Source organism: Kitasatospora atroaurantiaca (assembly GCF_007828955.1).
Taxonomy (GTDB): domain Bacteria; phylum Actinomycetota; class Actinomycetes; order Streptomycetales; family Streptomycetaceae; genus Kitasatospora; species Kitasatospora atroaurantiaca.
Genome location: NZ_VIVR01000001.1, coordinates 3,398,372 through 3,410,090 on the forward strand (window position 1 = coordinate 3,398,372; position 11,719 = coordinate 3,410,090).

General features: G+C 70.1%; 9 protein-coding genes and 1 tRNA gene. 3 read left to right on the top strand and 7 right to left on the bottom strand.

Features of this window, described 5'->3' with window-relative positions; translation table 11 throughout:
• Positions 1 to 144: 144 nt before the first annotated feature.
• Positions 145 to 1,110: a helix-turn-helix transcriptional regulator gene (locus FB465_RS15670; RefSeq protein WP_145791266.1), complete on the bottom strand. Its 966-nt coding sequence runs from the start codon at positions 1,108 to 1,110 to the stop codon at positions 145 to 147.
• Between the two features lie 95 nt (positions 1,111 to 1,205).
• Here FB465_RS15670 and FB465_RS15675 point away from each other — a divergent pair, with 95 nt between their 5' ends.
• The gene (locus FB465_RS15675) at positions 1,206 to 2,690 is read left to right on the top strand and encodes an MFS transporter (RefSeq protein ID WP_145791268.1); all 1,485 of its coding nucleotides are present in this window, start codon (positions 1,206 to 1,208) and stop codon (positions 2,688 to 2,690) included.
• 44 nt (positions 2,691 to 2,734) lie between these two features.
• On the opposite strand, the gene FB465_RS15680 is transcribed toward FB465_RS15675, so the two are convergent.
• The 4 genes from FB465_RS15680 to FB465_RS15695 all read right to left on the bottom strand — a co-directional run bounded on the left by FB465_RS15680 (position 2,735) and on the right by FB465_RS15695 (position 8,316).
• A complete protein-coding gene (locus tag FB465_RS15680; RefSeq protein ID WP_170290596.1) occupies positions 2,735 to 5,524 on the bottom strand; it encodes a PKD domain-containing protein in 2,790 nt (929 codons plus the stop codon).
• An 88-nt stretch (positions 5,525 to 5,612) separates the two neighbouring features.
• Positions 5,613 to 6,077 (bottom strand): DUF2690 domain-containing protein, encoded by a 465-nt coding sequence (locus FB465_RS15685; protein WP_170290597.1) that lies wholly within the window; start codon positions 6,075 to 6,077, stop codon positions 5,613 to 5,615.
• Positions 6,078 to 6,180: 103 nt separating this feature from the next.
• Complete coding sequence (locus FB465_RS15690; RefSeq protein ID WP_145791272.1) at positions 6,181 to 7,692, bottom strand: hypothetical protein; 1,512 nt, start codon at positions 7,690 to 7,692, stop codon at positions 6,181 to 6,183.
• Between the two features lie 150 nt (positions 7,693 to 7,842).
• Positions 7,843 to 8,316, bottom strand: coding sequence for a hypothetical protein (locus tag FB465_RS15695; protein ID WP_145791273.1), 474 nt, complete (start codon positions 8,314 to 8,316; stop codon positions 7,843 to 7,845).
• Between the two features lie 255 nt (positions 8,317 to 8,571).
• On the opposite strand from FB465_RS15695, the gene FB465_RS15700 reads away from it, so the two are divergent.
• Both FB465_RS15700 and FB465_RS15705 read left to right on the top strand, forming a co-directional pair.
• Positions 8,572 to 9,330 (top strand): serine/threonine protein kinase, encoded by a 759-nt coding sequence (locus FB465_RS15700; protein ID WP_211785792.1) that lies wholly within the window; start codon positions 8,572 to 8,574, stop codon positions 9,328 to 9,330.
• Entirely contained in the window at positions 9,327 to 10,763 is a 1,437-nt protein-coding gene (locus tag FB465_RS15705) for a protein kinase domain-containing protein (RefSeq protein ID WP_145791275.1), read from the top strand. Before FB465_RS15700 ends, FB465_RS15705 begins: the two co-directional genes overlap by 4 nt.
• An 87-nt stretch (positions 10,764 to 10,850) precedes the next feature.
• Here FB465_RS15705 and FB465_RS15710 read toward each other — a convergent pair.
• Together FB465_RS15710 and leuE are read right to left on the bottom strand one after the other, a co-directional pair.
• A tRNA-Thr gene (locus FB465_RS15710) sits at positions 10,851 to 10,924 on the bottom strand.
• Positions 10,925 to 11,019: 95 nt separating this feature from the next.
• A complete protein-coding gene (gene leuE, locus FB465_RS15715; protein WP_145791277.1) occupies positions 11,020 to 11,673 on the bottom strand; it encodes a leucine efflux protein LeuE in 654 nt (217 codons plus the stop codon).
• Positions 11,674 to 11,719: the final 46 nt, after the last annotated feature.

Genomic DNA, 11,719 nt, shown 5'->3' on the forward strand with positions numbered 1-11,719 from the left:
AGCGGGCCAACCACAGGGGCGCGTGGGGGCACCTCCCGGCCGAAGGCTGGGGGAGAACTGCGCGAGATCGGAAGGCAACGGCCTGTGCCCTCCCGCCTCGCGCAGTTCCCGCACCCCTGAGATGCCCGATCCTGATTGGTGCACCTACTGGCGGACGCCCGCCGCGCGGGTGACGCGGCCGGCCAGCTCGCGCAGGTAGGCGGTCAGCTCCGGGGGTTCGTGCACCTCGAACTCGCAGCCCAGGGTGGCCAGTCGGAGCGCAAGCCACTCCAGCGAGTCGGCCCGGGTACGGAGCCGGCAGCGGTGCTCGTCGACCGGCTCGAGCTCCCCGGCGGCGGTACCCAGCCGGGCCGCCATCTGCTCCGCCGGTACGTGCAGCGTCACCACCGCCCGGTAGCTGGGCGTCAGGCCGGAGAGCTTGCCGGCGACGTACGCGGCGGCGTCCTCGGCGGGCAGCTCACGCGGCGCCGCCCGGGAGCCCGTCGGCAGCGGGTCGCCGATCCGGTCGACGCGGAAGATCCGCCAGTCGTCCCGCTCGTTGTCGTACGCGACCAGGTACCAGCGCCGCCCGGCCGCCACCAAGCGGTGCGGCTCGACCAGCCGCCTGGTCTCGGCCCCGTCACCGGCCCGGTAGCCGAAGCGCAGCCGCTCGCGGCCGGCGACCGCGGCGGCCAGCACGGTGAGCACCTCCGGGTCCACCCGTGGCCCGCCGCCGGCCAGCAGCGGCACGGTGGCCGCGTTCAGGGAGCCGACACGGTGCCGCAGCCGGGCGGGCAGGACCTGGACCAGCTTGGCGAGCGCCCGTACGGACGCCTCCTCGATCCCCTCGACGGCCTGCCCCGCCGCCGCCCGCAACCCGACCGCGATGGCCACGGCCTCCTCGTCGTCGAGCAGCAGCGGCGGCATCGCCGCGCCCGCGACCAGGCGGTAGCCGCCGATCGCGCCCTTGGTCGCCTCGACCGGGTAGCCGAGGTCGCGCAGCCGCTCGATGTCGCGGCGGATCGTACGCGGGCTGACCTCCAGCCGCCCGGCCAGTTCACTGCCTGGCCATTCGCGTGGGGTCTGCAGCAGGGAGAGCAGCTTCAGCAGCCGTGCCGGGGTGTCGGTCATAGGTCTCAGCATGCCGCAGACAGCGGACAGGTTCTGACCTAGATGGACTCTACCGTCGGAGGCGTTCGCCAGTACGACCGATCCCGGGAGAACCCATGCAATCCGTCCAGGACGCCCCCGACCGCCGCCGCTGGCTGGCCCTGGCCGTGGTGATGACCGCCAGCCTGATGGACCTGGTCGACGTCACGATCGTCAACATCGCGATGCCCAGCATCCAGCGGGAGACGGGCGCCTCGTTCAGCGCGCTGCAGTGGATCACCGCCGGGTACGCGCTCGCCTTCGCCGTCGGTCTGATCACCGGCGGGCGGCTCGGGGACATCTACGGCCGCAAGCGGCTGTTCCTGCTGGGGATCGGCGGGTTCACGGCCGCCTCCGCGCTGTGCGGCCTGGCCTCGGGCCCGGACATGCTGGTCGCGGCCCGCATCCTGCAGGGCGCCACGGCCGCGCTGATGGTTCCTCAGGTGCTGTCCATCATCCACGCCACCTTCCCGGCCCACGAGCGCGGCAAGGTCTTCGGGATGTTCGGCGCGATGGTCGGGCTGGGGGCCATGCTCGGCCCGCTGCTCGGGGCGCTGCTCACCGAGTGGGACCTCTTCGGCCTCAGCTGGCGGCCGATCTTCCTGGTCAACCTGCCGATCGGCATCGCCGGACTGGTCCTCGGCAGCCGGTACGTCACCGAGTCCCGCGCCCCGCAGGCGCTCCGCCTCGACCTGGTCGGCATGGCGCTGGCCACCGCCGGCCTGCTGATGCTGCTCTACCCGCTCACCCAGGGCCGGGAGTCGGGCTGGCCGCTCTGGGGCTTCGTCTCGATGGCCGCCTCCCTGCCTGTGTTCGTCCTCTTCGTCGCGTACGAGCGGGCCAAGACCCGGCGGGACGGCTCGCCGCTGGTCGAGCTGGCGCTGTTCCGGGTGAAGAGCTTCGCTGCGGGCATCGGCGTCCAGCTGACCTTCGGGATCGTCTCGGGCATCTTCTTCCTGGTCTGGACGCTCTACATGCAGCTCGGCCTCGGCTGGAGCCCGCTGCGGGCGGGCCTGACCGGTGTGCCGTTCTCCCTCGGGGTCTCCGTCGCCGCCGGGCTGTCCGTGCAGAAGCTGGTGCCGCGCTTCGGACGCAAGGTACTGCAGGCGGGCGCGCTGGTGATGGCGGCAGGCACCCTGATCTACCTCGCGGAGGCCGCGCACTACGGCACCGGGATCCACCCGTGGCAGATGACGCTGCCGATGGTCGTGATGGGTGCCGGGATGGGCCTGATCGTCGCCCCGCTGACCGACTCGGTGCTCTCCGAGGTGCCGCGCGAACACTCCGGCTCCGCCTCCGGACTGATCAACACGACCCAGCAGCTGGGCATCGCGCTCGGCCTCGGGCTCTCCTCGGTGGCCTTCTTCACCGTCGTGGACGCCGCCGACCCGGAGCGGCAGGCCATGGGTCCGGTCTTCGTGGACGCCTTCAACCAGTCGCTCTGGTGGGTGGCCGCCGGGCTGGTGACGGTCTTCGCCCTGATGTTCGCGCTGCCGAAGCGCGCCGCACGGCACGAGACTCCGGCGGAAGAGGCCGAGCAGCCGGAGCCCGTACTGGTCTGACGCACCGACAAGCCCTGCCCCCAGGGGGGCAGGGCTTCGGGTGCTCAGCCCTTGGTGAAGTAGCCGAACAGGTCGGCGATCACGTGGGTGTTGCCGGCGAAGTTGTAGATGTCCGCCTGGCCGTTGGTGCCGAGCGGGGTGATGACGTGGTTGGGAACGGTCTGCCCCGGGCCGAAGTTGAGGTTCGACGTCGCGCCCGGGTGAGGGTCGCCGCCGGGCACGACGCTCAGGTACCCGTAGGCCGTGGTCTCGGTGGCCGTGACGTTCAGCACCGCCGCCGTCGCGTTCATCGGGACCACGTCGAAGCTGCCGGTGACCTGGACCGGCAGCTTGCCGCCGCCGGGGAGCGGGCGAGGGAAGCTGCCGTAGCGGGTGTCGGTCAGCCGGACCGGACTGACGGGCGTGAACACGCCCTGGCTGTCCGGGCTGTAGTAGCCGAAGACGTCCGCGACCACCTGGGTGTTGCCCGCGAAGTTGTAGAGGTCGATCTTGCCGTCCTGGCCGATCGGCACGATCGCCTGGTTCGCCACCGTCTGGCCGGGGCGGAAGTTGATGCTGGAGGCCTTCGGTGTGGCACCACCGTGCGGGTAGGCGGTGAGGTAGCCGGAGGCGGTCGGCTCGGTGGCGGTCAGATTGAGCACCACCGCACTGGCGTTGGCGGGGACTCCGGACTTCCCGGCCACCTGCACACTGCGGACCTCGGCGGGAGCGAGACTGCCGGCCGGACGGGTGTCCAGCAGCCGCGAGGGGCCGGACGGGGTGAACTTCTGCCCGCCGTCGGGCTGGTAGTACCCGACGAAGTCGGCCACCACGTCGGCGTTGCCGGAGTGGTTGAAGATCTGCACCGAACCGTCGGAGCCGACCGGCACGGTGACCAGGTTGGCGACGGTCTGACCGGCCTTGGCGTTGAGGTTGGAGGAGTACGGCCGGGCCTGGCCGTCCGGCCAGACGGTCAGGAAGGTGTCACTGCTGACGTTGGTCGCAGTGATGTTCAGGACCACCGCCTCCGCGTTGGCGGGGTTGGGGATATTGAGGACGAGAGCCCCGCCGCCGTGCAGCGGCCCCGAGCTGGTGCGGGTGTCCAGCAGGCGCGTCGGGGCGACGGCCGTGTACGTCGAAGGAGCGTACGCGGCGACGAAGTACTGCGAGGTGCTCGAGGTCTGGCCCTTGGCGTCCTGAGCCGTCACGGTGATCAGGTAGTCACCGGGCCGCTTGTAGGAGTGCGTGCTGGTGGGCCAGGGGCCGCTCGTCGTCGTCCCGTCGCCGTAGTCGAAGGTGAACTTGGCCACCGGTGCGGACGAGACGGTCGCCCGGGAGTCGACCGCGACGGTGAGCGGGTGGTCGTCGAGCTTCGCCGTCGCGCTGAAGTGCGCGGCCAGCGGGCCGGGAGTGGTGATCGTCAGGCTCACCGGCGCGCCGGCGGCGGTCTGCTTGCCGCCCTCGGCGGTGACGGTCACGCTCGCCTTGCAGTCACAGGGTGCGGTGTAGGTGTGGGTGGCCGTGGGGGTGCCGGTGGTGGTGGCCGAGGTGCCGTCGCCGAAGTCGAAGCGGTAGGTCACCGTGGAGAGCCACTGGCTGTGCGCGGTGGCGGTGAAGGTGAGTTCCGAACCGGACGGGGCGTCGGCGTAGTTGGAGCTCAGCTCGACGTTGTCCTGCAGGTAGTCCTGCAGCTCGAACGCGCCGCGGTCCAGGTTCCCGGCACCGGAGTGGTCGACCAGCGGGTCCCGGACGATCGGGAGACCGCGGATGTCCGTGCTGGGTACGCCGGGCGCGGTCGGGTCGGCCGAGTCGATGGCCGGTGAGCAGGTGCTCTTGTCGGGGGTGCCGTCGGCCAGCAGCTGGCAGTCCAGCGGAATCCCGAAGTTCGGCCCGGCGTAGTGCGGGTCGGCGAGCAGGTCGTGCGTGCCCTGCCCGGTCGCGGCGTTCAGCAGTGCGGGCGTCCCGTACGACTGCCCGCCCCAGGAATAGGCCAGGCCGGAGTTCTTCGGCCAGACCAGGTTGTAGTCCGCGCGGCTGCCCTGGGTCGCCTCGGCGGCCACCTGGATCTCGGTGGCGGTCTTGGACGGGCAAGGAGAGCCGAACGCGTTCATGCTGTCGTGCCCGGTCACGACGTTGTTGTACAGGCCGAGGCCGGTGGCTGCGCCGGTCACCATGATGCCCGGGCCGCAGCCCACGGCAACGGTGTTGTTGGTGATGGTCGTGTTCGGCGCACCGTCCACGGCGATGGCCGCGGTGCCGAACGACCAGGACACGGAGTTGCCGCTGATCGTCGTCCCGGTCACGCCCGCACCGACGGAGACGCCGTTGGTGCTCCTCAGTTGGTTGTGCAGGACGGTCACATTGGCGCTTGTACCGGTGATGGCGAGCCACGGGCGGGCGGGCTTGATCCGGGACCAGGCCACGTTGCCGTCGATGAGGACGCCGGAAGAGTCCTGGACCGCGATCCCCGAGTGGGTGTTGAAGCCGCGGATCACCACGTCGTGGGCACCACTGACGGTGAAGGCCGGTGTGGTCTCGGACCCGAGGCCGACGGCATTGCCCGACCCGACGAAGGTGATCGGTGCGTCCTTGGTGCCGGACCGGGTGATGTTCACGGAGTCCGAATAGCCGGCGCCGGACACCTGAACGGTCTGTCCCGGCTGGACCACGGCCGCGGCGGCGCTGATCGTGCAGTAGGGCTGAGCCTGGGTGCCGGCTCCGGTGTCGGAGCAGTTGGAACCGAGGGCGTTGTTGACGTACAGGTTGTCCGGTACGGCCGAGGCGGCTGGGGCCGGTAGGCCCAGTACGCCGGTCAGGACCGCGACCGAGACGCCGAGAGCGCGGGGTCTGCGCATGGGTTCAATCCCCCCTTGGATCGAAGTGTGGCCGCATTCTTGCGCCAAGCCCCGCGCCCAACCGCACCGGGGTACGTCTTGCCGCGGATCAGTACGCGCTGGTGCACTCGTTGTTGTTGGTGGCCCATCCGACCCACCAGCAGGCTTTGCTCCTCGAACCGCTGTCGTCGACCATCGGAGTCCATGCCTCGTGCTCGCCCTGCCTGAGCTCGCGGTTCTGGATCTGATAGGTGTCAATGTTCTGCACCCGGATGACATCCGGGAAGTCGGCCCCGTAGACGCGGGCCCAGGAGGTCTCGCACCGGTTGCTGTAGCGGAGTTGAACAGTCCGGCCCTGAACGTAATGCGTGTCGATGGTCTGCGCGTCCGCCGCGCAGGTCTGGCCGTAGTGCACGTAGCTACTGGGGTCCTGGCCGTCACAGGCGCTGCGGCAGGGCGACACTCCAGAGCCTGCGGAGGCCGGTGCGACGGCCACTCCGACCAGCGCAGCGGCACCGAACAGCACTGCGATCGAACGGCGGATACCGAGTCGGCGTTCTCGTACGGGTGTCAAGAGGAACACGTCCCTTCTGGGTTGAAAAGATCTGCCGCACCGCAGGCCGGGTCGGCGGTCTCCATTGGACCGTGACCCCGGCGGACGCGGAACCTATGAGGTCTTAGCTTGTGATCTTGCGAGAGTCCGGTGCGGCCAGTCCGGTGGAGAGGATCTCCCATGTGGCTTCAAGGGTGCAGGCACTCTCTGTGGAGGCCGGCCGGTACAGCGCCCGGAAACCGGAGCAGCCCTGGAGAGCGCCCGTCCAGCTTCGAAGGGCTTCGGAAGCGGGACCGCCGCCTCGGCCGTCCCCCAACACCCGCTGGGCCGCCGCCACTTCCTTGACCGAGAGTGCGCCGGGATCGGCAACCGCCCGGCGGGCGTCCACGACCGACTGGGCGGACGCGCTTCGCAAGCCGCCGGGGTCGGCTGAGAAGCCGGCCATGGCGAGAGCGGTCCAGGCGAGGTACCGGCCTTCCCGATCGTGCGGGGACGTGGTGCGGATTTCGAGTCGTGGGATGGGCACACCGAGCTCCTCCAGTAGCTCGACCAGGTGTCCGGCCAGGGGGGCGGTCCGTGGGTCTACTCCGCGCGCCAGCTCCCGCAGCGCAAGCCCGGTCGCTTCGGACTCGAGGCCCTCATCGGGTCGGCCCGCGATCCGCAGGACGACTGCGCTCGTCAGCAGGCCCGCCGTGTCGTTGTGCTCGCGCGTGGTGGGCAGCATGTCGTGGATGGCCTGTGTCGTGCGGGCCCCCGCGAGCCTGGGAAAGGCCGCTGGCGCGAGTCGCGCGGCGTAGTAGGTGTTCTCCAGGGTTCCCAGGCGACGCACCCTCTCCCTGAGAAGTCCGGACGTGCCGTCGGCTCGCCTGCTCAAGGAGCCTTCCAGCGGGTGCAGTTGCTCCGGGGAGCCCCCGGCCAGAATCCAGCCGCGCGCAGCGTAGTACGCCTGAAGTTCGAAGCCGGCCGGGTCGAAGTCGAGCTGCGGTGCGAGCCACCGGCGCACCTCTTGTTGGAGCTGGGGGCTGACCGCCCGGTGCTGGTGGACGGCGACGCACAGCGTCCCGTAGGCGTCCATGAGAGCCTCGGCGTCGCCGGGCTTCCCGAAGCCGGTGGGAGCGGGTGCCATGTCCCAACCGGAGGAGTCGATACCGAGTTCTTCGGCAGCGTCCAATGCCCGGCACCGGGAGTAGGGGCTGTGGACCTGCGGTACCGCAGAGGCCAGTTGGGCCGTGAGTGTGGCAGTGTCCCGGGCGGTTCTGGGCACTGACTTGGCCGAGACGATGTCAGCGAGGGCCGCGATCGTGGCGATCCGAATGCTGGGGTCGTCGGGCAGCCTGAGGTTCTCCAGGACGTCTGCGGCCCATGCCCCGGGAATCCTGGTGCCGGTGCTGTTCTCGACCTGGACTCCGTACCAGCGCCCCCAGATCGGATCGTCGGCGATGGCCTCAGCGAGCGAGCCCGCCAGGATGTCCGGGTTCGGCAGGGGCCGGGGGTGTCCTGCCGCGCGCGCGACACCGAGCCCATAGGCGCTCGCCTGCCAGGACGGACCACCATCGGCGGACAGGCCCGGTCGGATGAAGAGCCCGTTGTCGCCGATGAGCGACCGGATTTCGCTGACCAGTTGCCCCGACTCCACCTCCTCCGCGTGATGACGCGTTATCGCAGTGCTTGTGATCACTCCGGTCACGGTCAGGACCAAGCCCAGCAGGAAGCCGAGCACGCGTCCTCTGAGCGGGGGCCGCAGCCGACGGCCGCGGCCCCCCGGATCACTCGAGCGCGCCACGGGTCACAGCGACGCGATGGTGCTGACGGTCTGACCGTTGTAGTACGCGGTGCCGGCCGTCTTGCCGCTGACACCGGCCGTCAGCCAGTTCTCGCACATCTGGCCCGACATGTAGGTGCCCCGTGAGCCGTTGTTGTTGGTCCACTCCTGGGACACCTCCTTGGCGCTCTGGCCGAACGCGTCCAGGCTTGCTCCCAGGCCCCAGGCCTGGAAGCTGGTCCGGTTGCGCACCCAGTCATTGCCGGCGGCCGGGTTCCATCCGCCGGAGATCACGACCGACGTCGAGTAGTCGGAGCAGCCACTGGAGTTCGCCCAGGTCTGCAGCCAGATGTTCGAGGTCAGCGTGGCGCCGTTGGTGAAGCCGTAACTCGACGAGCCGGAGGTCGCGGACGCGGGTCCGGCCAGACCGATCACCGATGCGGCGAACACGGGCAGCGCGAGGGCGGCCACACGGCGGATGAGGGGCGAGTGATTCATGGCTTCTCCTTGGACGTGGCTGGTGATTCCCGTACTCGGAACTGCGTTGCGGTCAGAGTCAATCCGAGTACCTGCCACCCCACCACCTGCAAGGTTCTAGGGTTTCGAGGGACGGCCACGCCCTGACTCGGCAGCCGGCTTCCTTCCGTCGATGCCGGCCTTCCCTTATTGCGTAGTTGACTGAGTACCGACACTGGTAGGGTCTGCGCCGCCTTCCCTCGCCGGGTGGAGCAGGGGAGCGCGGAGGGGGTGGAGATGAACAGTGTGTTGGTGCATGCCCCGGCAGCCGACGGACGAGGGCGGATCATTGTGGAACTCGGGCCGGGGGAAGGCGCCCGATTCGGCCGGGGCTCAACCAGTCTCATGGTGGAGATCACCCTTGCCGATCCCGCAGTGCCCCGGCTCGCCGGGGAGATCACGGCCACCGAGGACCACTGGCAGTTGAGCAACTTCAGTACGGTCCACAGCTACCTCGTGGAGAACCCGGAGGGAGCAGGCGAGTACATCCGGGTGGCGCCGCGCAGGCTCGGCGCCCCGGTGCCATTCGAGTTCGCCCGCGTCGTCCTGCCCACCCGCGGCCCGGCCCAGGCCTTCCACGTCTATGCCCCGGCCCACACCTACCATGAGGCCGCCCACCCGCCGGAGCTCTCGGGCTCGGCGACGCTCTCGGCCTTCTCCCTGGACGAGTCCGCGACCTACTTCCTCGTCCTGGTCGCGCTGTGCGAGCCGCGGCTGCGCGACCTGCCCGCGGCAGGCATCCCGACCACCCGCCAGGTGGTGGAGCGACTACGTCTCCATCCCTCGTGCGGGGAGCTGACCGAACAGGCCGCCAGCTTCCACCTCGACTACCTGGCCCGCAACAAGCTGCGCGTCCGCCGGACGGATGCGCACGGACCGCGGATGGACGGTAAGCGCGAGGCGGTGGTGTCACTGGCCCTCAGGTTCGGGCTGGTCCGCGAGGAGCACCTCGGTCTGCTGCCGCCCCGACCCAAGAGCACTTCGGAGACCTCATGACCGCGCAACCCGAGACCTTCTCCGCCGGGCCGGCCAAGGAAGCGACAGTCCCGCCCGGCTACCGGGTGGGCGACTGGGAAATCACCGATTTCATCGCAGCCGGGAGCTGGGGCAGCGTGTACGCTGCCCGTCGCTGCGGGGCCGCTGCGGAGGGCGAGCCGACGGAGGCCGCCCTCAAGTTCCTGTCCACCTCCGGACTGGCCCCGCGCCAGGCCAGGGAACTGGCCGAGACGGCCGACCGCGAGGTCGCCTTCAGCCGATCGGACGCCCACCCGCACCTGATCCGGGTGTACGACACCGCCGTCGTCAGCGACCCGGAACTGCCAGCAGTGGACGGCGCGGTGGTACTCATCATGGAACGCGCGGACCGGAGCCTGCTCGACCTCCTCGCCCAATCCCCGACATCCTCAACCGGCACCGGCAGCACGGAAGCCGATGCCGATACCCCCGCGAAGCCGGGACCTCCCACGCCGGCCCCGGGAACTCTCCTGGTCCAGATCGGCGAAGCACTCGCCCACCTGCACGCCTCCGGCTGGATCCACGGCGACCTCAAGCCCGGCAACATCCTGCTGATGGCCGACGGCACCATCCGTCTGGCGGACTTCGGCCTCGCTGCCCGTATCGAGGGCACCCACGGCTACGCCCCGCCGATGGGCTCGCCGGACTACCTGCCGCCGGAGCGCCGGACCGAGCAGCTGAGCGAGCGAGGCGTCCCCACTCGCCCGAGCCTGGACGTCTGGGCATTCGGCGTGACCGCCCATCAGCTGCTCACCGGCGGCTCCTTCGCCTTTCCCGGTGCCACGCCCGCCGCCCGCGCGGCCGCCGTCCACGAGTACGGCGCCGGACGCACCCGGTTGCGCCTGGCCCCGGAGCTCTCCCCGGCCTGGCACGCGATCCTCGCCGACTGCCTTGCGGCGGACCCCTCTGTCCGCGCCGCCCACACGATGGAGTCGCTGCTGCCTCGGATCCGGGCGGCGGCGGAGGGCACGCAAGCCAGGGCGCGATGGCGGCCCCGGGCAATCCTCCTGGCAGCCGGTGCGCTGCTCACGGCGGCCGGGATCGCCGCCGCCCTGCTCTGGCCGTCCGTCGGCGGCGATCAGAACCGGCCCACCACGGCGCAGGTTCGCGTGTTCAACATCGACGGCTCCTGCAAGGACCAGTCCGAGCGGATGCGTGCCTGCAGCCTGGGCCTGGCCCGCGACCCCCACCGCAAGTACGACGCAGACAACGTCGTCGGCCACCGGGTGTGGCACGCCGACGTGCTCACCACCGATTGCGTCGTCAACGACGGGGACCGGGTGGAGGACGAGACCGGCATCGGCACCCCCCGCTGGTTCCGCGTCCAGCTCGACGACATCCCCGAAGGCCACGCCTGGCTGCCGTCCGTCCGCACACACGACGACCCTCAGATCCCGGTCTGTGCCACATCCTGAGCGTCGGCGACGCCTTCATCTCCCGACCCGGGACAGCTCACAAAGACAAAGAGCCCCAGGTCACCTTGGGTGACCTGGGGCTTTCTGAGCCGCTTTCGGGATTCGAACCCGAGACCTACGCATTACGAGTGCGTTGCTCTGGCCAACTGAGCTAAAGCGGCACCGTTGCCGGGTTCGGTGCCCGTCCCTGGGGTCGAGCATCGCATCGGCAACGCGCGCCAGTCTACACACTTTCGAGCGGTGATCCGTACCGGCCTCAGGCGGAGGAGACGGCGAGCTTGGCGGCGAAGCCGGCGAAGAGGACGGCAACGCCGCTGGTGAGGCCTGCGGAGAGGCGCTTGCGGCGGCGGAAGGCGGCGGCGAGGGTGGTGCCCGCGAAGATCAGCATGGAGAGGTAGAGCATGCTGAAGGTCTGCAGGATGCCGCCCAGCAGCGCGAAGGACAGCACCGGCTGACCGTAGGACGCGTCGACGAACTGCGTGAAGAATGACAGCAGGAAGAGGATCGCCTTCGGGTTGAGCAGGCTGATCACCAGCGCCCGCCGGAAGGGGTTCTCGACAGCCGGAGGCGCGGCCTCGGCGGCAGCGGGCTCAAGGCCGGCCTGCCGCTCGCGCCAGAGCTGGCGGGCCGCGCGGAGCATGCCGATGCCGATCCAGAGCAGGTACGCCGCACCGCCGAACTTCACCACCGCGAAGACCGCCGGATTGGCCTTGAGCAGCGAGGCCGCCCCGAGTGAGGTCAGGCTGATCAGTGTGAAGTCCCCCACGAAGACGCCCGCGGCGGCGCGGTAGCCGGTGCGGACGCCCTTGCGGGCGGCGACGGAGAGGACGTACAGCGAGTTCGGGCCGGGCAGCAGGATGATGACCAGGGCGCCGAGGATGTACGTGGTCAGGTCGTTGACTCCGAGCACGATGCAGCTCCAATGACAGGTGGGCGCATCATCGTACCTATCTGTC

Bases quoted from the DNA above. Each gene is read 5' to 3' on its own strand.
- FB465_RS15670 (WP_145791266.1), bottom strand. From the start codon at position 1,110: ATGACCGACACCCCGGCACGGCTGCTGAAGCTGCTCTCCCTGCTGCAG.
- FB465_RS15675 (WP_145791268.1), top strand. From the start codon at position 1,206: ATGCAATCCGTCCAGGACGCCCCCGACCGCCGCCGCTGGCTGGCCCTG.
- FB465_RS15680 (WP_170290596.1), bottom strand. From the start codon at position 5,524: ATGCGCAGACCCCGCGCTCTCGGCGTCTCGGTCGCGGTCCTGACCGGC.
- FB465_RS15695 (WP_145791273.1), bottom strand. From the start codon at position 8,316: ATGAATCACTCGCCCCTCATCCGCCGTGTGGCCGCCCTCGCGCTGCCC.
- FB465_RS15700 (WP_211785792.1), top strand. From the start codon at position 8,572: ATGAACAGTGTGTTGGTGCATGCCCCGGCAGCCGACGGACGAGGGCGG.
- FB465_RS15705 (WP_145791275.1), top strand. From the start codon at position 9,327: ATGACCGCGCAACCCGAGACCTTCTCCGCCGGGCCGGCCAAGGAAGCG.